The following is a 21,766-nucleotide window of genomic DNA, read 5'->3' as shown; positions in this document are numbered from 1 at the left end:
TGTTTAGTGGGGGCATTGGCTTGCAATTCAAGGGCAGGCGCCCAAAATGGACGGGCTACTCCAGATACAACGGCGTGGTGCTGCTCAATGTCTGGAGTTGTGAGAGCAGTGTTTGTTTGAGTGATTGCAGTTGGGTTAAGCCTTCTTCAATTTCTGACGTGGGCGCTTTGTTTTCTTTTTGCGCCAAAAGTGATTGCCCCAGCGCATGGACTTGATCGTGGGTGCGCTTTAGCTGCTCGTACATGTCGGTTCGATGAAAATGTTCAAAGCCATGGTGATTAAGCCATTGGCCAAAATGGCAGTCATGCGGCGACATTGGGGGCGGCGAGGGGTGAATGTCCAACAGGTATTCTTCCAGTTGTTTTACCCAGCCCCGGTGTTCGGTGGCCGCGGTCAATAAGGCCAGCTGGTTTTTTTCGAGGGGTTCGATTTGGGACCAGTGTGGGGAGGGCAGCCACTGGTTTTTCCACTCAATGACATCACTGGCCGGCATGGGGCGGGCAATGTGGAAGCCTTGTGCGTACTCATAGCCCAAACCGAGCAGGGCGATCGCTTCTTCGTCGCGCTCCATGCCTTCGGCAATGATGTCAAGATCAAACGCACGTCCCATCCCCACCACACTTTCCAAAATGGCCAGACTCTGCGGGTTGATGAGCAGATCCTGCACAAAGGACTTATCCACCTTGAGTTCATCGGTTGGCAGGGCTTTCAGGTAGGTCAGGGAGGCGTAGCCGGTACCAAAGTCATCAATTGAAAAACGAACGCCCAGGCGCTGACAGGCATTCATGGCCTGGGCGACGCGGTACAGATCCTCCAGCGCCGACGTTTCCAGCAGTTCCAGTGTCAGCTTTGCAGGCTCCACCTGTTGATAACGCTCAAGCAGTGTATCCAGTTGGTCGGCAAAATCCGGTTCCAGCAATTGATCGCCTTCTATGTTGACGCTGATGCAGGTATGGAGGTCATTTGCTTGCCAGTCGGCCAATTGGGCCAAGGCGGTTTCAATGACCCAAAGCCCTAACTGATAACTGACTGGGGAGTCTTTCAGCAAGGTCAGAAATTGGCCGGGTCCGAGCAGGCCTTTTTGTGGGTGCTGCCAGCGAATCAGTCCCTCATACCCCAGAATTTCGCCGGTGCGCAGATTGACTTTGGGTTGATAATGAAGGCAAAGCTCACCGTTTTTGAGAGCGTCTTCCAGGGCAAGCAGTTCCGAATCGCGCGCCAGTGTTTTTGAACTGGCATGATCGAAGACAAACACCTGGTTTTTGCCCTGAGTTTTGGCCTGATACATGGCCTGGTCGGCCTGACGCACCAGTTGGTCGGCATCCAGGTCGGAGTGCGGGTCATAAAAGCTGACGCCGATGCTGGCCGAAACGCGGATTTCAATGTCGGAAAGGCTGACGGCCGCGTTGGCATTCGCCAGCAGACGCTCCATGAGCGGATAAATTTCGGTCTTATCTCGTATGTCGAGCATGACGGCCACAAATTCATCGCCTCCCAGACGGGCAATGGTGTCTTCTTCGCGCAAGGTTTCCTTAAAACGGTTGGCAATGGAGACCAGAAGCTGATCGCCGGTCTGATGTCCGTACAAGTCATTGATGGATTTAAACCCATCCAGGTCAATAAAGGCCACCGCCAAAGACATATCGTTACGGCGAGCAAAGGCCATGGCCTGATTCAGACGGTCTGAGAGCAAAGAACGGTTGGGTAGCCCGGTCAGGCTGTCAAAGTGGGCGATGTACTCCAGTTGCTGTTGTTGTTTCTTTTGCAAAGTGATGTCAGAAAAGAGGGCAATGAATTCGATCGGTTCGCCCTGATGATCATGGATGGCGCTGAGGGTCAGTTTTTCAGGGTAAATTTCGCCGTTTTTGCGCTGGTTCCAGACTTCACCGCTCCAGTACCCTTTGCTCAAAAGATCCTGCCACATCGACTGGTAAAAAGCCGCATCGTGACGCCCTGATTTGAGCAGGTTGGGGCGTTTGCCGATGGCTTCATCACGGCGATACCCTGTGACTTTTTCAAACGCGTGGTTGACGTTCAGGATGACGCCGTCGGTATCGGTGATAAAGATGCCCTCTTGCGCATAGCGAAAGACGTTGGCCGCCTGTTTCAGGTCGTTTTCCGCTTTCAGGCGTCGCGTAATGTTTTCAATCAAACCATCGAGCGACACGGTCTGGTCGTCCGATTCAACCCGGTGCAAAAGCATGCGAAGGGTTCGGCTTTCACCCGTGGGCGTGGTAAAACTCAGTTGCAGGGCTTTTTCGTTGTCATGGCCCTGAATCAAGCGAGTGAACGCGCGTTCCGCCCGGCGTTTGTCGTCCTTGTTCCAAGTGATGACATGATCCCAGCGCCGTTCCAGCAAATCCGCTTTGCTGATTCCGAAAATATCGGCCGCGGAATCGCTCAGGTAAGAGAATGCCAGGGTTTGGGGCGATAAACTCAGGGCACAGAAGCTCTGCCCGATGCCATTCAGCAGTCGTCCGAACTGGGCCCGCTGTTGTTGCAGGGCTTGTTGGTTGCGTTGCTGAAGGATCAGGCGCCAAACCTGATTGCCGATCAGTTCAACGGTATCGCTGTCTTCTTCACCATAGGCATCGGATTTGTTGCCCAGGCCGATCAGCAGTACCGCCCCCCCGTTGTCCATGACCGGCACGGTGAGCATTCTGTGGATCGCTACATGGCCTTCCGGCTGATGATCGGCCAACTCATCGGGGTGTAGCGCGTTATTGATGAAGGGTTTTTTCTGGCGAATGCTCTCGGCCCAGATGCCTGCCTGGTCCACGGAATAATGGTTTTGATAGGTGGCCTGACAAAGGTTTTGAGTCTGGCGAGACCAGGCGACCATTTCGATTTGGTTCTGGTCCGCATCGACTTTGTGCAGAAAACCAATCTGGCTGTCGGTCAGATGTTCCAGTTGATCCAGTACATACTGCAGAAAGCGGTTTTCGTCCAGACGTGCCTGCATCACCGGCAGGTTCAGCAACAATTTGTCGCGTTGACTCTGACGTTCCAGTAACTGGGCGTGCTTCTTGAGCGGGGTGATGTCTGACAGAGCGCCGGCCATGCGAAGAGGTTCGCCGTTGCTCTGGCGCTCAATGACGCGGCCGCGATCCAGAAACCATTGCCATTGCCCCTGGCCGTTGCGCAGGCGAACCTCACACTCGTATTCATCGGTTTTGCCAAGCAGGTGCAAACGTTGCTGGGCTTCCACATTGACGCGGTCGTCCGGGTGCAGTTGCGCCAACCAACTGTCGTGATCGCCAGGCAGGTTTTGAGCCAGACCGATCTTGTTTGCCCATTGAGGGTTGAGTGTCAGGGCGTTGCTGGACAGATCCCATTCCCAAGTCCCTGCGTTGGTGGCCTGAATAATGTCGTGCAGTCGTTCCTTCTGGAGACGGTGGTCTTTGGCCAGGCGGTGCAAGCGATGACTGATGCCCAGGTTCAACGCAAAGAATAAGGCAAAGAGTGCCGCGATGCCCAGACCGATGAGCGCTTCTGTGCGGTAAGTTTGCCAAAAAACATGCCAGCTGAAGGGCGGTAATTGTTGGTAGGGTGGCAAACGCAGTTCGCGTAAGAGATTTTCGGTGGCCATATAATCGCTTGCGGGCACAAACCCATTGATGCGAGCCGCCTGACTGGCAGGGTGTTTGGCGTCCAATTGAAACAGGGCCACCGATATCTGTTTGATGGTGGTCTCGCCGATGTGAGACAGCGCAACAAACGGCCATTCCGGATAGAGGGTCGTGGACAGTAGATAGGGGTAACTGTTCAGACGTCGAGGGGTGTGGATTTTTAGGTCTTTGCGTTGAAGCCGCCCTTGATCCAGCCATTGCTCAAGGATTCCGGTGCGCACAAAGCCCAGATCGGCTTCGCCGTTCATCACGGTATCAATGACGGCGTTTTGGTCGGCAACGGAGGCAAACGTCAGGTTTTTTCGGGCGAGTTCCGTTTTGTCCAGAAGTTCGCTTAAAGGGATCACGAACCCTCCGGCACTTTCACGGTCGGCAATCGCAATCCGACCCTGTGCCAATTCGGTCAGGCTGGTCAGCTGCCCCGGTTGGCTGGCGGTGCTGGCGTGTGAAAAAATCACGCCGCCCAGATAAGACGTGGCGGTGTCATGTCGGTAGCGCTCTACGGTGGCAATCGCCCCGGTCAAGGTGTTTTCTGCACGAATGATCTCATAGAGCACGGGGTTGACCAGCAGCAGGTCCACTTCGTTGTTATAGATGTGGTTGTGCAGGCCGGATTCGTTTAATACCTGCAACTGTACCTGTTGTGCGGGCAGTTGCTGGCTTAAATAATCCGCTAGGGGCTGCCACTGCGTTTTCACCTGGTCTGCAGGCAGGTCGGCGTAGACCCCGAGTGTCAAAGTTCGGTCGGCGGCTTTTACTGGAGGAAAACTGGCCCAACACCAAACAAGCAATCCCAACGACAGTGTCTGCAGTAATCGACTCGATTTGGCCAGGGGGCGATGGTTCATTGAATGACCTTGGGCAAATACTGAGCGGTCGCCAGCTGATCGGTCAGAGATGGCTCTGCTTCCTGCTGAAACAGGTTTTGCTGTTGCATCAGGTCTGTCAGTTCCTGAGCCATGGTCTGGACTTTTCCACCTTCTTTCAGAAGCCGGATGTTGGCGGTCACGCTGGGCAGAATCACACCGCGTAACGCTTCGCGGACGCTGGCCAGCGCCACATCCTGACGCGTGGCGATTTGATAGAGCGTGTCGCCTGGGTTGGTCTGCAAGGCGTCAAGCACTTGAAAATGAGCGCGAATCAAGTCACGCAAATTGTCGGCAAACTGATCCACCCGGTCGGCGCGCACGGCCAGTACATCAAGGATGGTTTCAGGGAGTTGGCGGCTGTCAAAAATAACGTGCCCCCCGTTGCGCTGTAAGCGAGAGGCTGTGGGCTCGTAAGTGATCATAATGTCGGCCGCATCGGCCTGCCATTGCTCCAGCTGGCGGTCGGGCGAAGAGTTCACGAGTGTGACCTGGTCCCGGCTCAGGTCGGCCGCTTGTAACAGTTTGGACAGCATCAGTTCACCCACTGCTGTCGGTTCGTAGGCAATGCGTTGGCCGGCGATGTCGCTTAACCGTTCGACCGGCTGGCGGGCAATGACTTTGTCAGCGCCTGCGGAAATGTCAAACACCAGGACCACTTTCAGTGGGATGCCCTGATTTTTTACTTGCAGGACTTCGTCCAGTGTCAGGGCCGCCCCGTCCAACTTGCCTGAAAGCAGTCCCTGAATGCTGTCGCTGGCGTTTTTTCCCACCGACAAGGTAATGTTGGGGGGCAGTCGTCCAGTCTGGTTGGCCAATAACAGACTTTCATAGCCAATCCAGGTATGGATGCCAAACCGACTGTCGCCGCGTTTTTCACAGCCGCCGGTCATGCCAAAGCCGGCAAGAGCCGAGGCAGCCAGGGCGGATTTGCAAACGGTCTGCTTGATCCAGTGACGTCGGGATGGGTTTATGGGGGATGTTGACATGAGTGCAAGCTTCGTTATTTCTCTTAGTGTGTCTCTTATTCTATATAAAAAAACGTTTGATTTCATCGGCATTTTTAGAATGAGAGCACCCGTGGATTAAGCCTTGTGAGGGTGCGTTTTAATTGGTATAAAACAAGCAGAGAAAACCGAATGCGGGGGCAGTGAATCGGATGAAAACGCAATCCAACCGAAGGCGTTATGCGACCCAGGCCTGGCGTGTGATGGTCCAGAGCGTTGGGATCTGGTTGCTGTTAATGCTGGCTTGGTGGGCTCTGACAGAAGGGGCGTCTTCGGGCCGATTGTGGGGCGCGGGCACCAGTGCGGCGTTGACGGTCTGGGTGTTGAGACAGGGGGGGCTCGGACGGTTGCACTGGCAATTTTTACCAGGCCTGGTGTTTTTTTACCTGGTTGAGGCCTTTCAGGGCGGTTTGGATGTGGCGATGAGGGCCCTGCGGCCGCGCCCGGCGCTTGAGGCGTGTTTTCTGGATTATCGGTTGACGCTGACAACCCCTTGGGCTCGCAGTGTCTGGATCGGGCTGATCGGGCTGATGCCGGGCACACTGGCTGTGGGGGTGGAGGCCGACCGGGTTCGCGTGCACGTATTGGATCAGGCGATGACGGTGTTGCCAGCGCTGCAACGGTTGGAGTGGTATTTGCAGCGTTTGGCGGGGGAGTGTGACGCATGATGTTTTATCAGATCGTGATGGCGGGGTTGATGCTGACCATGGTACTGGGGTTGGTGCGTTTGTTCTGGGCCTCTCAGGCGGCGGACCGTCTGATGGCGGCTCAGTTGGTGGGCACGGCAGGTGTGGCGCTGCTGCTGGTGGCGGCGCATGCCTATCAGGCGCCGGGATTGCGTGATGTGGGGTTGGTGCTGGCACTGTTGGCGGCGGTGACCGGGGTGGCATTTGTGCGTCTGCGGCCGGACTGGCGAGGGCCAGGAAAATGACGGCTTTAATCGCTTGGTTGGGGGCCGGATTGATCACGCTGGGGTTGATGTTTTTTGTGGCTGGCACAGTGGGGTTGTTGCGCTTTTCGCCCAGCATTAACCGTTTGCATGCCTTGACCAAGGCCGATACGTTGGGACTGGGGCTGGTGGTGATGGGGCTGGCTCTGCAGGCCCCGGCGGTGGCGGTGGCTTTGAAGCTTGTGTTGATCTGGTCGCTGGCGCTGGTGAGTGCGGCGCTGGTCAGTCACCTGATCGGACAGAGTCTTTGTGCGCAGAGGCGTGATCCATGATCTGGCTGGATCTGATGCTGGTGGGGCTGATTCTGGGGTTGGCGTGGCGATGCGTACACGCCATAGAGCTGATGGAAGCGGTGGTGGTGTTCGTGGCGCTGGGCATGCTGGTCGCGCTGGCGTGGGCCAGACTTCAGGCGCCGGATGCAGCGCTGGCCGAGGCGGCCATCGGTGCGGGGCTGGCAGGCGCGTTGCTGTTGGCAACCCTGCGCCAGTTGCCGGCGCAGGCCGTGCGCCCGCAGCCTTTGCATTGGCTTTGGTGGGGGCTGTGGGGACTGTTCGGCGTGACGCTGCTTTGGGCCATCGGCTCGATTTTGTCCACGCCGGTCAGTTTGATGCCCTGGGTCAACACGCATTTGCCTGAGGCTGGGGTCAGCCATCCGGTCACGGCGGTGCTACTCAATTTTCGCGCGTTGGACACAGCCCTGGAACTGGCGGTGTTGCTTTGGGCCTGGATGGCTCAGCGAGCTTTGGGCGAAAGCCCGGACACGTCGTTTCATCCCGTTCAGGGGCGTGTGCTGGCCACGGCGGTCAAAGCGCTGTTGCCCCTGATGGGGCTGGTGGCGGTGTATGTGCTCTGGCGGGGCAGTTCGGCGCCGGGTGGGGCCTTCCAGAGCGGTGCGGTGCTGGCGGCGGCCTGGCTGATGTTGTGGTTGGCGGATTTGCCGGGGCTGGACCCGCGCCGATGGAGTGTGCGGCTGGGGTGGCTTGGTGGCGTGATGGTTTTCTTTTTGGTGGGGTTGCTCGGCCTGGTTCAGGGGATTGGTTTCATGGGCTACCGGCCCGATCAGGCTACGGGGTTGATTTTGTTGATTGAAAGCGCTGCGGCGCTGAGCATCGGTCTGTTGCTGGCGTCCATGGTGCTGGCCAGTTTGCCCGGCATCAAAGGGAGGCGTGCATGAACGAGGTGGTGTATCTGTATGGCGCGCTGGGCGTGGTGCTGATCGGTTTTTACGGACTGGCCCGGGCCGGCCATGTTCTGCAGCAGTTGCTGGCGGTGAATGTGATGGGCGCCGGCGTGTTTATGCTGTTGCTGGCACTGGCGACCAGACATACGCCGGCCGATGCCGTGCCGCAGGCACTGGTATTGACCGGGATTGTGGTGGCCATCAGTACCTTGGCGTTGGGGCTGGCATTGATTCGGCGTCTGGCGGTTGAAGCGCGTCAGGCAGAGAAGAGGTCGGACCAAGAGGCTCTGCATGACTGAGTGGGGATTGGCGGCGCTGGTGGTGTGGCCGCTGCTTTGGGGCGCCCTGACGCTGGTGATGCCGGTGCGCTGGGCCGCACTGCCCGGGGTGCTGGGCGGGGTGTTTTTCGGCACCTGGGTGCTGACCTGGGCCCCGCAGTCGGTGGCACTGGGAGGCTGGCTGCCGCCTTTGGGCTTGAGCTGGCGTCTGGACGGGGTGTCTCAGTTTATGATCGCTCTGGTGGCCTGGGTCGGCGGTTTGAGCAGTCTTTATGCCTGGTGGGATCGCTCTCTGCCTTCTGCTTTCTGGGGACTGTGGCTTGGTGTCTGGGCCGCCATGAATGCGCTGCTTCTGACGGCGGATGTGTTTCATTTTTATGTGACTCTGGAGCTTTTGAGCGTGGCGGCGGTGGCGCTGGTGGCATTGACGCCGGGACCGGCAGCGACGCGGGCGGCGTTTCGGTATCTGTTGGTGAGTCTGACCGGTTCCATGCTGTTTCTGCTTGGGGTGGCGTTGCTTTATGGCCGTTATGGTGTACTGGATATGCTGTTGCTGCGTGACGCCATGCAGGGGGACGGCATCACGGCTCTGGCGCTGGCGGTGATGACGCTGGGGTTAATGGCCAAGGCCGCGGTGTTTCCTTTGCACGGTTGGTTGCCGCAAGCCCATGCCAAGGCGCAAACGGTGGTGAGCGCCGTCTTGTCGGCGCTGGTGATCAAGGCGGGGTTGTATGGTCTGTTGCGTCTCTGGTTGGACCTGTTTGCGCCGCTCACCTCTCAGCCAGACAGTCAGGCCGGATGGGTCCTGGCGCTGTTGGGCACGGTGGCGATTTTCTGGGGCGGCTATCAGGCGTTTCGCACCCCGGCGCTCAAACCCTTGGTGGCCTGGTCCACCGTGGCCCAGGTGGGCGTGTTGGTGCTGGCGTTGGCCTTGATGGTTGAGGCGACGACCAGAGATTCTGACGGGCTGACCGAAACACTCTGGCGGGGCTGGGTCTGGTTGGTGGCGGCGCATGCGCTGGCCAAGGCGGGATGGTTTCTGGCGGCCGGTACGGTGCAAAAGCGAGCTGGCGAGACCCGGTTGGCTGGTTTGGGCGTGGCGCTGCAACGTTCGCCCCTGAGTGTGTTTGCCATGGCGCTGGCGGTGGTGAGTCTGGCAGGGCTGCCCTTGAGCATGGGCTTTTTGGGCAAGTGGTGGCTGCTTTCGCTGGCGTGGGAGTTGCAGGCCTGGCTCTGGCTGGCGGTGTCGCTGCTGGGAAGTTTGCTGACGCTGGCGTATGGCTGGCGGGTATTGAATCTGGGGCTTTCGACCGGACACGGAGCTGAACCCCTGACGCCACAGGCGCCGTTGCAGACGGTCCCGACTCGTCTGGATGCGGTGGCGCTCATCTTGTCCGCTTTGAGTGTGTTGGGTGCGCTGGGTGGCTACTGGTACTGGGAGGCGGGGGCATGAGTCAGAGCATTTGGCCGTGGCTGGTACTGATGACTTCGGCGTTACCAGGCCTGGTGATTTTCTTTATTCCCGAAACCCGGCGGACCCTGCGCAGCTTATTGAATGTGGGCGCGGCGCTGGTCAAGTTGCAATTGGTCGGGCTTTTGTTGCTGGGGCTCTATGCCGGGGAAAGTTACCACTGGCAACTGCCGCTGTTGCCGGGACTGACCCTGTCGCTTAAGGTGGATGCGCTTGCCGGACTGTTTTTGATCTTATCGGCGGTGCTGTGGCTGCTGACCACGCTCTATGCGATCGGCTATCTGGAGCATTCGCCGCATCGCTCTCGCTTTTTCGGTTTTTTTAGCTTGTGTGTCAGCGCCACCGCCGGGGTGGCGATGTCGGCCAATTTGTTTACCTTTGTGGTGTTTTATGAGCTGCTTACCCTGGCCACCTGGCCGCTGGTGGTGCATCGGGGCACGCCGCAGGCGCTGGCTGCCGGACGGGTGTATTTGCGTTATACCCTGGTCAGCGGCAGTGTGCTGTTGCTGGGGGCGGTCACGTTGCATGCGCTGGTGGGCACGCCCGAATTTGTGCCGGGCGGCTATGTGTCTGACGCGGATGTGGCCCAGGTCTGGTTGTGGGCGGTGTTTGTGTTGTTGCTGATCGGGCTTGGGGTCAAGGCGGCGCTGGTGCCCTTGCACGGTTGGCTGCCACGGGCGATGGTGGCCCCGGCACCGGTCAGTGCCTTGTTGCATGCGGTGGCGGTGGTGAAGGCCGGGGCGTTTGGCATTGTTCGGGTGATGTTTGAGGTGTTCGGAATCGAGTTTGCGGCTGACCTCGGGATGGCGGATCTGCTGTTGGGCTTGGCGGCACTGACCATTGTGTATGGGTCCTGGCGTGCATTGTTTGAAAGTGATCTCAAAAAACGGCTGGCATTTTCCACGGTCAGCCAGGTGTCGTATGTGGCCCTTGGGGTGGCCTTGGCCGGACCGTTGGGGGCGATTGGCGGCCTGATTCACATCGTGCATCAGGGGGTGATGAAAATCACACTCTTTCTGGCAGCGGGCAATTATGCCGAAACCCTCGGGGTGCACAAGGTGTCGGAACTTTCCGGTGTGGGGCGGCGCATGCCCTGGACTACGGCGGCGTTTACTCTGGGTGCGCTGGGCATGATTGGTTTTCCGCCACTGGCGGGGTTTGTGAGCAAATGGTACTTGGGGCTGGGAGCCTGGGAGGCCGAAGCCAACTGGGTGTTGGCGGTGCTGTTGGTTTCCGGTTTGCTGAATGCGGCTTATTTTTTGCCATTGCTGTACCGCGCCTGGTTTGAATCGCCGCCGGCTCAGTGGCCGCAGGCGCAGAGGTTGAGCCGTGTGTTTGAAACCCATGCTCTGTTGCTGTTTCCGCCACTGGTGACGGCGTCCCTGGTGGTGTTGCTTGGCGTATTGGCGGGGCTGAATGTGACCAGTCTCGGCTGGGTGCAGTGGTTGGTCAAGCGGGAGTTTGCGTTGTGAGTGGCATGCATCTTTTCAGCACGCTTTGGATCTGGCCTTTGTTGCTGGCGGCTTTGTTGGCGCTGCCCGCTGTGCGCAAAGGGTCGGGGTCATTGTTGGTGATCGCCTTGCTGCCGGGATGGTCGCTGTGGGGGCTTGCCTGGACGGCCACACCGCTGGACTGGCACCAGGCCTGGTCATTTTGGTTGCTCGGGGCGCATTGGCGGTTGGATGCTCTGTCGCATGCCTGGCTGGGATTGACGCTCGCGGTCTGGACGTTGGCGGCACTGCACTCTGAGGTGATGGTGGCGTGCAACCGGGCGCGTTACGCGGTGTTTTTCCTGCTGAGTCTGTCGGGCAGCCTGCTTTGGGTGCTGGCGGGGGATGCGGTGAGCTTTTATTTAGGGTTCAGTCTGATGAGCATCAGTGCCTGGGGGTTGGTAATGCATGAGGGCACGCCCAAAGCCCTTCGTGCCGGTCGCTGGTATCTGGTGCTGGCGCTGATAGGGGAATTGGTGCTGTTTGTGGGCGTGGTGGCGCGAGCGGCGGAAACCGGCACGCTGCGCCTCGCCGACTGGCAGGCCCTCCCCGGAACGGACTGGGTGTTGCTGTGTCTGTGGCTGGGACTGGCGATTAAGGCCGGGGTGCCGTTGTTGCATGTCTGGTTGCCTTTGGCGCATCCGGCGGCCCCAGTGCCGGCCAGCGCAGTGCTGTCCGGGGTCATGATCAAGGCGGGGGTGATCGGTTGGTGGTTGCTGTTGCCCGGTCAGGTTCTGGTTGAAACTCATTGGCCGCAAGCGATGCTCTGGCTAGGTCTGTTGACCATGCTCTATGGCGCTGTGTTCGGGGTGATGCAGACTGACCCCAAAACCCTGCTGGCCTATTCCAGTATCAGTCAGATGGGATGGTTGATCTGGGGGCTGGGCTGGGTCTGGCAGATGGGGGCGCCTGAGGTCGGCATGCTCTGGTTGAGTGCGTTTGCGCTGCATCACGCTCTGGTGAAGTCGGGGTTGTTTCTAAGCGTGGGATGGCTCAAGGCCCAATCCCAAATGCCGGGTTGGCAACGTACTGCCACCTGGCTGGGGGTGGGACTGCTGGCGCTGGCGCTGGCCGGGGTGCCTTTGAGCAGCGGCGACTGGGTGAAAACCGCTTTGAAAGTGCAGGCGGCGGGTGTGGCGCATCAGGTGAGCGGCGTTGGTCTCTGGTTGGGGGCCTTGGCAACGGCCTTGCTGATGGGACGCTTTTTGATGGTGCTGCGGACGCTTGACACGCTGCGCCCGGTGCAGGATGCGCCGGATCGAGCGGGTCTGAACCCTTGGGTCTGGCTGAGCTGGTGGTTAGGCATCGCCACGGCCTGGGGATGGTTTGTCTGGCAGATTCAGGCGTGGGGCGTCGGCTATGCCCCGTCCTGGTTGAGTGGTTTGACCCCTTTGTTCGTGGCGGTTTTATTGCTGTGGGTCTGGCATCGGTTGCGTCTGCGCGGTCCGGCGGTGGCCCCGGGCGATGTGTTGGTGTGGTATGAATGGCTGTGGCATTTACTGGCGCGCCCTTTGCATCAAGGTCATCTACGCTGGCATCACTGGCAGCAAAGCTGGCCTCGTCGCCTGCAAACCTGGTATGGGCGAGTCGCTTGCTGGTTCAGTCGCTGGCACACCCGCTCGGCGAAAGCTGGGCGTAATGCCCAATCGGAATGGGCCTGGCTGATGGGCGCGATGATGGCACTGGTGCTGATATTGGCCTGGCTTCTGATGTCTCCGTTTGCGCTGGATCGGCTGACCTTCTGGGTTGGTTGAAACGGCCACGCATCTGCGACCTTCACGCCGACGGTGTTCTCTGTACGGTTTCGTTTTGTTCCCTTGTTGCTGGCGCTGGCAAAGGCCCTGAATTGTTTTTGTATATAAAATGTAATATATTTATATCAGTTGTGTCGAAGGCGAGACTGAATGAGAGGAGTGGTATGAAAATCGCGTCCGGTTTTGCCCCGCTTGCATTGGCCGTGGGGCTGATTTGGCTGTTGGGTAGCTCGCTTTGCCGCGCTGGGTATGAAACCCCTGCGCGGACCTTCGATTGGCCGGGGACGGCGACATCGGTGGCGTATCATCTGTTGCCCGCGACGGCGAACGCGCCGTCGAACGAGACGGTCACGGTGCTGTTGCTGGGCGGCGGTCCGGGGTTTTCCAGTTGGAATCTGCAGCCGATTCAAAAGCGGCTGGCACAGGCCGGTTGGCGCGTGGCGGTGATGGACATGGCTGGTGTGGGTGAAAACGTCCAGCTGTTGCCATCGGTGGCGGATAAACCGCTAAAGAAATGGGTGGCACAGATCCGTGCCTGGCATGAGGCGCAAGGCGGTGGCCCCTTGGTTCTGGTGGGGCATTCCTGGGGGGCGCTGATGGCAATGCTGTATACGCGGGCGTACCCAGAGGCAGTGCGCCAGTGGGTGTTGCTTAATCCGGTGGACCCGGAGCGCAAAGCCATGCAGGGGTTGGCCGAGGCAATTGATCAGCGTCAGCGTGCCCACGGACTGAACACCGTCACCGATGACTGGGCAGACACGACAACAGAGACCCTGAGCGAGGAAGCACTGGCCCGGCGGCAATTGCAACAGGCCCTGCCCACCTATTTTGAAGACGTGGCAGAGGGGCGGCGTTATGCCGCACAATTCAGCGCCCGGGATTTTCGCCCTACCTTGAACATTGCCGCCTGGCAGGCGTATAGTGCCAAGCCCATTTCTTATGACTGGATTCGTCGCTGGCAAGCGGCTGAGTCAAGGCGGGTGGATTTCATTGAATGCAAGCAGGATTATTTTATGCCCACCAATCTGCAACGGATGACCGATCAAATGCAGCTGGATTCGGTGACAGTTCTGGAAGGATGCGCGCATTTTCCCTGGGTGGAAAATGCGGCGGCGTTTTATCCGGCCCTGCTTGACGCTCTGGCGGGGAGGTAAGCATGTTGATGGCTTTGCAAAGCCAAATGGTTCAGTGTCCGCACTGCTGGGAATCGTTTGAGCTGGTTTTGGACCCGGCCATGATCGAACAGCTGGACGAGGGTGAAACGTCGGTTTCGTTTGTGGAAGATTGTTTTATTTGTTGTCATCCGATTTTATTTGAGTTGGTGTCGGAACAGGACACGCTGCACGTCAGGGTCAACGAGGAGGAATGAATGAGTGAGCAAAGCGGCCAGAGCGAATACGCACCGGGCTTGGATCTGGGGCATTTGCGTCGGCGCTATCTGAAAGGCGGGTTGGATGAAAGCAACACCGACGCCGACCCGATGAAGCAGTTTGAGACTTGGTTTGCGCAGGCGCAGGAAGCCCAATTGCTGGAACCCAATGCGATGATTCTGGCGACCGTGGATGCGTCGGGTCAGCCGTCAACGCGCACGGTGCTGCTGAAAAAATTCGATCACGGGTTTGTCTTTTTTACCAACTACGGCAGTCAGAAGGCGAAGGACATGGCAGAAAATGATCAGGTGGCCTTGCACTTTAACTGGTTGCCGCTGGAACGTCAGGTCAAGATTCAGGGCCGGGCGAAAAAAATTCCCGCCAAAGAATCCATGTCGTATTTTACATCGCGCCCGGAAGGCAGTCAGTTGGGCGCCTGGGTCAGTGCGCAGAGCGAGGTGATTTCTTCCAAAGAGGTGTTGTTGAGCGAATTTGCCCGTCTGAAAGACAAGTTCAAACGCGGCAAGATCCCGTTCCCGGATTTCTGGGGCGGCTACCGCGTGGTGCCGGAAGTGATGGAGTTCTGGCAGGGCGGCGACAACCGTCTGCATGACCGGATTGAATACCGCCGGGACCCGAAAAATAACCAGGCCTGGTTAAAACAACGGCTGGCGCCCTGACAACCATCGGCGCTGCAGTTTTCAGCCACACGCATTCACTTCAATCCAGTCGTCGCGGGCGATGCCCAGCTGGTCCGCAGCTTTCAAAAACCGTTCGCATTGAGCGGCGGGCGGTTGTTGCGACCGCGCCAGCAGCCAGGCATAGTCTTTGGATGGGCCGATGACCAGGGCCATGTCGTAATCGGGACTGAGTTTGTGAATGTTGTAACCACCATAAAAGGGACCGAAAAACGAGACCTTCAACCGCCCGACATCCGGTGTTTCGACAAAATAAGCTTTGCCTTCGGCCTCTTCCCATTGTTTTTCCACCGTGTTCCAGCCCCGGTTGAGCACCCGCACGCCGCCGTCCTCGCGCAGGGAATAAGTGGCTGTGACCTGCATCAGGTCGTTTTCAAAACTGTGGTCCAGGCGCGCAATCTCATGCCAGGTGCCCAGATAGCGCGTCAGTTCAAAATCCTTGATCGGGGTGACGCCCTTGGGCAATTGCGTACAGCCGCTGAGCAGCAGTGAGATCAACATCACCAGGCCTGGTAAAAAGTGGGTGGGTCGTTGTGAAGGCATTACCTCTCCTTTCTGGTTGTGCTTAAAGGTTATTTGGGTGTTGGCGCAGCGACTGTGCCTGCGTTCGGATGGCGGTTTGTTCCGTGGCGGTTTTGCGTTGCCAGTTTTTGACCTGCATGCCCAGACGCGGATTTTGTGCCAAAAGCGATTCGTGACGGGCAACAAAGTCCCAGTAGAGCGTGGTGAAAGGGCAGGCCTGGTGGTTTTTGGCTGGATTGTCGACCGCGAGTTTGGGGCGGTAGCGACAATGTTGGCACGCATTGCTCATGCGATCAATGTAGGCGCCGCTGGCGATGTAGGGCTTGGAGCCGACCAGCCCGCCATCGGCGTATTGGCTCATGCCCAGCGTATTGGGCACCTCCACCCAGTCCACCGCGTCCACGTACATGGCGCCATACCATTGATGAATCTGACGCGGCTGGACGCCCCAGAGCAGGGCAAACAGGCCAGTGACCATCAGTCGTTGGATGTGATGACCATAGCCATGCGTGAGGACCGGCTGCAGGGCATCCTGGAGACACGCCATGTGCGTGCGACCATGCCAGTAAAGATCAGGCAGGTCGGCGGTGGCGTTGAGTGCTCCCGGATCATCGGTGTGTGTGAGCGATTGCCAGAGCGCACGATGTGACCAGTAAAGCCCGCGGATGTATTCGCGCCACCCCAGAATCTGACGAATAAACCCTTCGACCGCATTCAAAGGCGCATTGCCCGAGTGGTAGGCGTTTTCAGCGGCTTGGATCGCCTGCAGGGGGGACAGCAGTTTCAGGTTGAGCGCGCTTGATAAACGGGCGTGATACAGCCAGGGTTCGCCCAGCCAGATGGCATCCTGATAGTCACCAAACCAAGGCAGGCGGTGGCGGATGAAGTCGTCCAGAGCCACCTGTGCCTGCTCCGGCGTGACGGGCCAGGGCAAGGCTTCGGCTTGTGGTTCGTGCCCGGGCTGTGTCGGACAGACGTGTTTTAAGTCGGCGATCACGCTTTTGCTGATCGCATCCATGGGGAAGGACTGTGGCGACGGCAGAGGATCGGGGCCATCTTTGCCAAAGGCTTTGCGGTTGGCTTTGTCAAAGTTCCACTGATCGCCGAGGGGCTGGCCGTTGGTCTGCATTAATAGGTTGCGGTCTTTACGCAAATAGCGATACCAGTGCTCCATGCGCGGCACCTTGCGTCCCTGTAACCACTGACGGAATTCTCCTGGGCGGCTGATGAAGTGGGTGTCGGGCAACCATTGTATGGGCAGGTTTTGTGACGCCGCCAACCTTTGAAGACGACGATGCAGGGCTTGATCGCCGGGCAGGACGGCACAAAGCCTTTGCGGACGATGACGGTCGATGGCCTGCTGCAATGCGGTTTCAAAGATGTCGACCTGTTCACTCAGCTCGGTGTAATCCAGCGACCAGTTCGGCGTCAGTCGGTCACGAAAATGACGCATGGCCGTCAGGCACACCAGACTGCGCATTCTGGATGAGTGGGTCTGCTCTGAGTGTACCTCGGCCATCCACAGCACATCCCTGTTCGGGTCGAGTTCTTCAAACAGTGCGCTACGCGGGTCGAGCTGGTCGCCGAAAATCAGTCCCAGCGTGGTGCCTTGTGCCGCTAGAGCTGCTTGCGCCATCACACGCCGCCCCAAAGCATCGCCACGCCGGCCAGCCAGAGGCTGAGGGCTGCGGCGAATGTGAGATGGGTGCGCAAAACAAAGAAGCCTTGCGGGTAGATGTGGGCCAGGGTTTCGCGCTCATAAGCCCAAAGCAGGACATACGACAAACCCGCTGCCAGAAACGTCAGGCCGGGGGCAAAATGGTTCCATAAAAACCAGCTCCAACTCCAGGGCATGGCCACAATGCTGAGCCATAGCATCTGGGACGCCTGTTGGCGGCTGTGCTGGCCCAGAACAAAACTGCCGAACCACAGCAGGCCACTCAAAAAACTGAAAATCAATGCGCTGTAGGTGAGCAGAGCCTGGGCGAGAAGGTCCGCAGGCAGATAAGGGGCCGGCCACCACAGCGCCAGGCTGAGAAGGATAAACGGAAGCAGTCCAGCATAGCCCAGAGGTTTTAGCCAGTGATTACCGGTGAGATGGGGTCGCATACGTTTCTCCTAACGGTCGAAGGTTGCCCGGGTCAGTGTCGGGTGCCAGGGGGGTAAGCGTCAGTCCGGCGGCCTCGCGGCGCTCCGGGGTCAGCAAAAACCGCACAAGGATTTTGTAGGTGTCCAGGTCAAAGGTGGCATTTGAAACGCCGTTTTTGGCCTCTTCCAGACCATACTGGCCATAATAAACCCACTGGTCAACCCAGTGCACCGTCTCGGAATCATTGGCTTCGTGGATTAGAACCGGTCCCTGCCAGGGCCAGACCTGATGACGATAGTGCGACAGCGCTGAATCCAGGCGCGCATTGTAAGCATCCGGGCCTTCCCGGCCGCAACAAGCGCCTCGACACTGTTTTAACTGGTGGGCAAAACAGGCTCCTTTGCGCAGGGTTTCCAGACCGCACAAACGCTGACAGAGCTGATGGGACTCAACCAGCGACTGCAATTGTTTGGCGGCCTGATGTTTGCTCCGAAACAACCCGTATGCCTGCCAGTCCGGTTGTGAGGTCGTGACCGCCTGGATGCGCAGGCGGGCATAGCCTTGTTGATCGAAATGCCGTTGCCATTGAAACAGGGTCTGTGCTTTTTTTAAACGGCGGTTATAGAGCGGAAAACGTTCTTTAATCAATCGGCTTTCCAGAAGTTGGGCACTGAAGTCGCCTGGCGTTTCGATGCATTCGACCCGGGCCAAGGTCTGACGTAATTTGCGGTCGGCTGCCTGGTCGCTGCTCGGACTCAAATGACTGAGTACGCGGGTTTTGATGCGCACGGATTTGCCCACATAGAGCAGTTGGCCGCTGGGGCTGTAAAAGCAATACACCCCCGGCGTATCCGGAAGCGCGGCGATGCCGTCCGGGTCAAGGTATGGCGGCCACTGACGGGGCGCATGAACGGGTTCGCGCTTAGCCATAAATGGCGGCGACGTGTTGCAGACAGGGGCGACGCAGTCGCTTGGCCTGCCGGCGGCAGCGTTTGGAGCAATAGCGCACCTGATCCCAGTCTCGGGCCCATTTTTTTCGCCACTGAAAGGGACGTTCGCAGACCGGGCAGCGTTTGCTTGGGCGATCCGCTGGCGGTGTGTGGGTCATGTGAATCCTCCTATGCAGAGCAAGAAAAGTCAGTTGGCCGACCCTCCGGGTCAACGGAGTTTGGGCTGTTGGGCGGCATTAACCCTTTATTTTGTCAGGGAAAACCGATTTGCCTGATCGTCAAAATTTCACTTGATTGATGCCAACGGTTGTTTACAATCAAGGGCGCACAACGCCGTTTTCTTGGCTAGACAATATATATGCAATAATTATACATAAATCAGCACGGCACTCTGAAATGTTTTACGGTTCTTCCTCCAAAAATCCGTTTGAATCGCCGCCGATTCCGCACCCGTTCAGTTTTCATCACAAGGAGCGGGTATGGAAAGGCAAGTTGCTCTGTCGCGAAGGCGCCGGAGTGCTCTGTGCGCCTGGTCAGCCGGGCGAATTTGATTTTAAGCGTAATCAGAAAATCAAAGACTGTTACCTTCAGGTCGAGGGTCAGACGGTCTACATCCCCAAAATGGTGGTTCATAGCCGCCAAATAGTGAACGACGGCTTCCTGTATTGTTTGCGGGTTGAGAGCATTCTGCCCCATGAAGCGAAAAAGCTCGAACAGTTGTACACAGGCCTGATGCGTGAACATGAGGTGGAAGCCCGTCGCTAAAACCGGCAGACAAATGACCGTTCGCATGGCAAAATAAGCGTATTTCAGGCTTGATGCGAGCCGAGTTTTGAATCCAAGAGGCAATGTATGAGTTTAAACCGACGCGATTTTATTGGTGCGCTGGCCGGAGCCGGTGCGGTCACTTCTTTGAGTGCTTGCGGTGACAAGCAGGCCGAGGCTCCGGCCAGTGTCACGCCGATGAAGACGGTGGAGTGGAAAATGGTCACCACCTGGCCCAAGAATTTTCCGGGCCTGGGCACCGGCGCCAATCGGGTGGCCGAACTGATCAATACCATGAGCGGCGGGCGCATCCATGTCAAAGTGTATGGGGCGGGCGAGATGGTCAGTGCGTTTGAGGTGTTTGATGCGGTCTCGCGCGGCAATGCGCAGCTCGGCCATGCCGGGGCCTATTACTGGAAAGGTAAAATTCCCGCTGCGCCCTTTTTCTCGTCGGTGCCCTTTGGCCTGACCCCGTCGGAAATGAACAGTTGGCTGTATCACGGCGGCGGGTTGGAATTGTGGGAGGAAGCGTATGCGCCGTTCAACCTGATCCCAAACCCGGCGGGCAATGCCGGCACCCAAATGGGCGGCTGGTTCAATAAAGAAATTAATACGCTGGAAGACATGAAAGGGCTGAAGATGCGCATTCCCGGTTTGGGTGGGGAGGTGTTTGAGCGTGTCGGCGGCATCCCGGTTTCTCTGCCCGGCGGGGAAATTTTTCCATCGATGCAGTCCGGTGCGCTGGATGCGACCGAATGGGTGGGGCCGTACAATGACTTGGCTTTTGGCATTTACAAAGCGGCCAAATACTATTACACCCCCGGTTGGCATGAGCCGGGCACGTCTATGGAGTGCATGATCAATGCCGAGGCGTTTAACGCCTTGCCAGCCGACTTGCAGGCGATTGTGCGCAACGCCATGAAAGTGGTGACGCTGGAAATGTTGAGTGAATACACCGCACAGAACCAGCGGGCGTTGCAGACACTGGTGGACGAACACGGCGTTGAGTTGCGCCACTTTCCGGATTCGGTACTGCGCGAACTGAAAGCCGTCTCCGAAACCGTGGTGGAAGAGCTGGCGGCCAGCGATGAATTGGCCGGGCGTGTCTGGGCTTCGCAAAAGGCCTTCACCGAGCAGGTGACGCACTGGACCAATGAATCCGAGTATGCTTACATGCGTGCTCGTAACCTCTAAACCATTCGGTTTCATGCACGGGCGTTCTCTCAGGATTTGCCCTCAATCAAAGCGCCTTTTGGCGCTTTTTTGTGTCTGAAACAGATTGAGGTCAATGCTGATAACGTTGTTGTACACGCTCCAGCATCGCCTTGCGTTGGGCCACAATTTCTTCGATCTGCGCTTGCAGCTTGTCGAAAAACGCTTTGGTCTCTTGTGCCTTGTCTTGAGCCTGATTCACGGCCTGGTGACCCTGAGGTGTCTGCCATAAGGCGCCGAAGCGTTCTTCCCATTGACGTTGGCGCTCATTGAACGCGGCGGCCATCTCTTCCAGCTTCTGACTCACGCCAGCAAACGGCCCTGCGGCTTCGGTGTGTCGATCTGCCAGATCAATCGCCTCGGCTGTGCGGACATCGCCGTTTTCCATGACCACGATGCTTCCGGCATGCGTGCGCCCGAGGGTTTCGCCGGCATGCCCGAAATGCGTGCGTGTCTGGGCGGCCTGTTCCAGATAAATGGCCCCGACGCCTTTTTCGGAAAGGCTGGTCAGGGCGCCGCCGTTTGATCCCTGTTGCGGCATCCAGAGTTTGAGCTGGTCAAAAATGGGATCGTTTTCATCGATCCAGCCATTGCCGTCAGCATCATGGACGGCGAGGTCGTTAAAACCATTGCCACTTTGCGGGCCAAACAGTTCCGAACCATCGTTAATTGTGCCATCGCCATTAAGGTCCAATGCCAGATAGCCACTGCCGTGGCCGAGTCCGGCCAGAGATTGGGTTTCACCGTCCCCGTTCAGATCGAACTCAAACACCTGATCGGTCAGGCGGGTGCGTTCGGTGCCAAAATTGATCACGAGCGGGTCCTGAAAGGTGGCCAGTGACAGCTCTGCGTGGCTGGTAGCCTGTAGGTCGGTTCGGGTCTGGTGTTGCATGAAAAGGTCAAAGCGAATTTGCCGGCCGTCTTCCAGCGTGATTTGGCCTTTTGCTGCCATCTGGCTGCTTTCCGACTGCTGCAGGCGCATCTGGTGGGTCAGTTCAAATTGCACGTCACCGCTCAGGGTGATGCCTTCTCCTCTGGTGTCATCGGGATTGCTGACGGGGAAGGCACGGAGGGCGGCCACCTGCGCCTGTTGACCGGACAGATGCAACTGTGTCATCGCCTCCAGCGCCTGATGGTGGCGGAACTCTTGAGTGCGCCCATCCGAACCCTGCACCTCTGAAACACTCTGGAAGCGCTCGTGATGCGCCTGCCGGTAGTCAAATTGATTCTGCGTCTGTACCACCAGACGTCTGGGGCCTTCCGGTGCCGGGTCGTTGCTTCGAATTTGCGTGCGTTGTTGTGACTGTTGCTCAAGCAGCTGTTGAGCGGTGTGTTTTTGTGCGAATTGAATCGCGGCGGATTGGATGATCATAGGTGTCTCCGATTGAATTAAACAACTTCCCTTGTTTAATCGTCCGGCTTTGCGACAAAGCGAACGGGAGAACACATTGCGTTTCTGGTCTGTGCAACGTTGTGCGCCTCTTTTTTGCCCGCTCCGATCTGTATTAGAGCGAGGATCAGGGATCCTTTTTTGGA

21 protein-coding genes are annotated in these 21,766 nt (G+C 57.9%); 13 read left to right on the top strand and 8 right to left on the bottom strand.

From position 1 onward, the window contains the following. Nucleotides 1–55: 55 nt before the first annotated feature. Both AVO41_RS09500 and AVO41_RS09495 read right to left on the bottom strand, forming a co-directional pair. Nucleotides 56–4,477, bottom strand: coding sequence for an EAL domain-containing protein (locus AVO41_RS09500; RefSeq protein WP_068586234.1), 4,422 nt, complete (start codon nt 4,475–4,477; stop codon nt 56–58). Beyond that, nucleotides 4,474–5,484 (bottom strand): ABC transporter substrate-binding protein, encoded by a 1,011-nt coding sequence (locus tag AVO41_RS09495; RefSeq protein ID WP_068586231.1) that lies wholly within the window; start codon nt 5,482–5,484, stop codon nt 4,474–4,476. Before AVO41_RS09495 ends, AVO41_RS09500 begins: the two co-directional genes overlap by 4 nt. A 170-nt stretch (nt 5,485–5,654) precedes the next feature. Here AVO41_RS09495 and AVO41_RS09490 point away from each other — a divergent pair, with 170 nt between their 5' ends. From AVO41_RS09490 to pdxH, 11 genes are all read left to right on the top strand, one after another. Further along, nucleotides 5,655–6,170, top strand: a complete 516-nt coding sequence (locus AVO41_RS09490; protein ID WP_068586228.1) for a Na+/H+ antiporter subunit E — start codon at nt 5,655–5,657, stop codon at nt 6,168–6,170. Then, a complete protein-coding gene (locus AVO41_RS09485) occupies nt 6,167–6,433 on the top strand; it encodes a monovalent cation/H+ antiporter complex subunit F (protein WP_068586225.1) in 267 nt (88 codons plus the stop codon). Before AVO41_RS09490 ends, AVO41_RS09485 begins: the two co-directional genes overlap by 4 nt. Continuing rightward, nucleotides 6,430–6,723, top strand: a complete 294-nt coding sequence (locus tag AVO41_RS09480; RefSeq protein ID WP_068586222.1) for a monovalent cation/H(+) antiporter subunit G — start codon at nt 6,430–6,432, stop codon at nt 6,721–6,723. Before AVO41_RS09485 ends, AVO41_RS09480 begins: the two co-directional genes overlap by 4 nt. Next, on the top strand, nt 6,720–7,625 hold the full coding sequence (locus tag AVO41_RS09475; protein ID WP_068586220.1) for a hydrogenase subunit MbhD domain-containing protein: 906 nt from the start codon (nt 6,720–6,722) through the stop codon (nt 7,623–7,625). Before AVO41_RS09480 ends, AVO41_RS09475 begins: the two co-directional genes overlap by 4 nt. Then, nucleotides 7,622–7,930, top strand: a complete 309-nt coding sequence (locus AVO41_RS09470; protein WP_068586218.1) for an NADH-quinone oxidoreductase subunit K — start codon at nt 7,622–7,624, stop codon at nt 7,928–7,930. Before AVO41_RS09475 ends, AVO41_RS09470 begins: the two co-directional genes overlap by 4 nt. Continuing rightward, nucleotides 7,923–9,362 carry a complex I subunit 5 family protein gene (locus AVO41_RS09465; protein ID WP_068586216.1) on the top strand — a complete coding sequence of 480 codons (1,440 nt, stop codon included), beginning with the start codon at nt 7,923–7,925 and terminating at the stop codon, nt 9,360–9,362. Before AVO41_RS09470 ends, AVO41_RS09465 begins: the two co-directional genes overlap by 8 nt. After that, the gene (locus tag AVO41_RS09460) at nt 9,359–10,852 is read left to right on the top strand and encodes a complex I subunit 5 family protein (protein WP_068586213.1); all 1,494 of its coding nucleotides are present in this window, start codon (nt 9,359–9,361) and stop codon (nt 10,850–10,852) included. Before AVO41_RS09465 ends, AVO41_RS09460 begins: the two co-directional genes overlap by 4 nt. A gap of 5 nt (nt 10,853–10,857) precedes the next feature. After that, nucleotides 10,858–12,624, top strand: a complete 1,767-nt coding sequence (locus AVO41_RS09455) for a complex I subunit 5 family protein (protein WP_068586209.1) — start codon at nt 10,858–10,860, stop codon at nt 12,622–12,624. Nucleotides 12,625–12,788: 164 nt separating this feature from the next. Next, on the top strand, nt 12,789–13,778 hold the full coding sequence (locus tag AVO41_RS09450; protein ID WP_068586207.1) for an alpha/beta fold hydrolase: 990 nt from the start codon (nt 12,789–12,791) through the stop codon (nt 13,776–13,778). Between the two features lie 2 nt (nt 13,779–13,780). After that, on the top strand, nt 13,781–13,993 hold the full coding sequence (locus AVO41_RS09445) for a CPXCG motif-containing cysteine-rich protein (RefSeq protein ID WP_068586204.1): 213 nt from the start codon (nt 13,781–13,783) through the stop codon (nt 13,991–13,993). Further along, nucleotides 13,994–14,674 (top strand): pyridoxamine 5'-phosphate oxidase, encoded by a 681-nt coding sequence (gene pdxH, locus AVO41_RS09440; RefSeq protein WP_235584730.1) that lies wholly within the window; start codon nt 13,994–13,996, stop codon nt 14,672–14,674. Nucleotides 14,675–14,695: 21 nt separating this feature from the next. On the opposite strand, the gene AVO41_RS09435 is transcribed toward pdxH, so the two are convergent. The 5 genes from AVO41_RS09435 to AVO41_RS09415 are packed head-to-tail and all read right to left on the bottom strand — an operon-like array spanning nt 14,696 to nt 18,411. Further along, entirely contained in the window at nt 14,696–15,235 is a 540-nt protein-coding gene (locus tag AVO41_RS09435) for a lipocalin family protein (RefSeq protein ID WP_068586202.1), read from the bottom strand. A 22-nt stretch (nt 15,236–15,257) separates the two neighbouring features. Next, a complete protein-coding gene (locus AVO41_RS09430) occupies nt 15,258–16,850 on the bottom strand; it encodes a cryptochrome/photolyase family protein (protein WP_068586199.1) in 1,593 nt (530 codons plus the stop codon). Next, complete coding sequence (locus AVO41_RS09425; RefSeq protein WP_068586197.1) at nt 16,850–17,323, bottom strand: DUF3429 domain-containing protein; 474 nt, start codon at nt 17,321–17,323, stop codon at nt 16,850–16,852. Before AVO41_RS09425 ends, AVO41_RS09430 begins: the two co-directional genes overlap by 1 nt. Further along, the gene (locus AVO41_RS09420) at nt 17,301–18,233 is read right to left on the bottom strand and encodes a GIY-YIG nuclease family protein (RefSeq protein WP_068586194.1); all 933 of its coding nucleotides are present in this window, start codon (nt 18,231–18,233) and stop codon (nt 17,301–17,303) included. The genes AVO41_RS09425 and AVO41_RS09420 overlap by 23 nt, the downstream gene beginning before the upstream one ends. After that, nucleotides 18,226–18,411 (bottom strand): DUF2256 domain-containing protein, encoded by a 186-nt coding sequence (locus AVO41_RS09415; RefSeq protein ID WP_068586191.1) that lies wholly within the window; start codon nt 18,409–18,411, stop codon nt 18,226–18,228. Before AVO41_RS09415 ends, AVO41_RS09420 begins: the two co-directional genes overlap by 8 nt. A 238-nt stretch (nt 18,412–18,649) precedes the next feature. Between AVO41_RS09415 and AVO41_RS09410 the strand changes: the two genes are divergently transcribed. Then, nucleotides 18,650–19,018 carry a hypothetical protein gene (locus AVO41_RS09410; RefSeq protein WP_068586188.1) on the top strand — a complete coding sequence of 123 codons (369 nt, stop codon included), beginning with the start codon at nt 18,650–18,652 and terminating at the stop codon, nt 19,016–19,018. 87 nt (nt 19,019–19,105) lie between these two features. Then, the gene (locus tag AVO41_RS09405; protein ID WP_068586185.1) at nt 19,106–20,212 is read left to right on the top strand and encodes a TRAP transporter substrate-binding protein; all 1,107 of its coding nucleotides are present in this window, start codon (nt 19,106–19,108) and stop codon (nt 20,210–20,212) included. A 91-nt stretch (nt 20,213–20,303) separates the two neighbouring features. Here AVO41_RS09405 and AVO41_RS09400 read toward each other — a convergent pair whose 3' ends face one another. After that, a complete protein-coding gene (locus tag AVO41_RS09400; protein ID WP_068586182.1) occupies nt 20,304–21,602 on the bottom strand; it encodes a VCBS repeat-containing protein in 1,299 nt (432 codons plus the stop codon). Between the last annotated feature and the right edge of the window lie 164 nt (nt 21,603–21,766).

This window comes from Thiomicrospira sp. WB1, assembly GCF_001507535.1.
Taxonomy (GTDB): domain Bacteria; phylum Pseudomonadota; class Gammaproteobacteria; order Thiomicrospirales; family Thiomicrospiraceae; genus Hydrogenovibrio.
The sequence above is the reverse complement of the archived record's forward strand: the minus strand, read 5'-3'. Positions and strand labels throughout refer to the sequence as shown.

Bases quoted from the DNA above. Each gene is read 5' to 3' on its own strand.
- AVO41_RS09500 (WP_068586234.1), bottom strand. From the start codon at position 4,477: ATGAACCATCGCCCCCTGGCCAAATCGAGTCGATTACTGCAGACACTG.
- AVO41_RS09495 (WP_068586231.1), bottom strand. From the start codon at position 5,484: ATGTCAACATCCCCCATAAACCCATCCCGACGTCACTGGATCAAGCAG.
- AVO41_RS09490 (WP_068586228.1), top strand. From the start codon at position 5,655: ATGAAAACGCAATCCAACCGAAGGCGTTATGCGACCCAGGCCTGGCGT.
- AVO41_RS09485 (WP_068586225.1), top strand. From the start codon at position 6,167: ATGATGTTTTATCAGATCGTGATGGCGGGGTTGATGCTGACCATGGTA.
- AVO41_RS09480 (WP_068586222.1), top strand. From the start codon at position 6,430: ATGACGGCTTTAATCGCTTGGTTGGGGGCCGGATTGATCACGCTGGGG.
- AVO41_RS09475 (WP_068586220.1), top strand. From the start codon at position 6,720: ATGATCTGGCTGGATCTGATGCTGGTGGGGCTGATTCTGGGGTTGGCG.
- AVO41_RS09470 (WP_068586218.1), top strand. From the start codon at position 7,622: ATGAACGAGGTGGTGTATCTGTATGGCGCGCTGGGCGTGGTGCTGATC.
- AVO41_RS09465 (WP_068586216.1), top strand. From the start codon at position 7,923: ATGACTGAGTGGGGATTGGCGGCGCTGGTGGTGTGGCCGCTGCTTTGG.
- AVO41_RS09460 (WP_068586213.1), top strand. From the start codon at position 9,359: ATGAGTCAGAGCATTTGGCCGTGGCTGGTACTGATGACTTCGGCGTTA.
- AVO41_RS09455 (WP_068586209.1), top strand. From the start codon at position 10,858: ATGCATCTTTTCAGCACGCTTTGGATCTGGCCTTTGTTGCTGGCGGCT.
- AVO41_RS09450 (WP_068586207.1), top strand. From the start codon at position 12,789: ATGAAAATCGCGTCCGGTTTTGCCCCGCTTGCATTGGCCGTGGGGCTG.
- AVO41_RS09445 (WP_068586204.1), top strand. From the start codon at position 13,781: ATGTTGATGGCTTTGCAAAGCCAAATGGTTCAGTGTCCGCACTGCTGG.
- pdxH (WP_235584730.1), top strand. From the start codon at position 13,994: ATGAGTGAGCAAAGCGGCCAGAGCGAATACGCACCGGGCTTGGATCTG.
- AVO41_RS09435 (WP_068586202.1), bottom strand. From the start codon at position 15,235: ATGCCTTCACAACGACCCACCCACTTTTTACCAGGCCTGGTGATGTTG.
- AVO41_RS09430 (WP_068586199.1), bottom strand. From the start codon at position 16,850: ATGGCGCAAGCAGCTCTAGCGGCACAAGGCACCACGCTGGGACTGATT.
- AVO41_RS09425 (WP_068586197.1), bottom strand. From the start codon at position 17,323: ATGCGACCCCATCTCACCGGTAATCACTGGCTAAAACCTCTGGGCTAT.
- AVO41_RS09420 (WP_068586194.1), bottom strand. From the start codon at position 18,233: ATGGCTAAGCGCGAACCCGTTCATGCGCCCCGTCAGTGGCCGCCATAC.
- AVO41_RS09415 (WP_068586191.1), bottom strand. From the start codon at position 18,411: ATGACCCACACACCGCCAGCGGATCGCCCAAGCAAACGCTGCCCGGTC.
- AVO41_RS09410 (WP_068586188.1), top strand. From the start codon at position 18,650: ATGTTTTACGGTTCTTCCTCCAAAAATCCGTTTGAATCGCCGCCGATT.
- AVO41_RS09405 (WP_068586185.1), top strand. From the start codon at position 19,106: ATGAGTTTAAACCGACGCGATTTTATTGGTGCGCTGGCCGGAGCCGGT.
- AVO41_RS09400 (WP_068586182.1), bottom strand. From the start codon at position 21,602: ATGATCATCCAATCCGCCGCGATTCAATTCGCACAAAAACACACCGCT.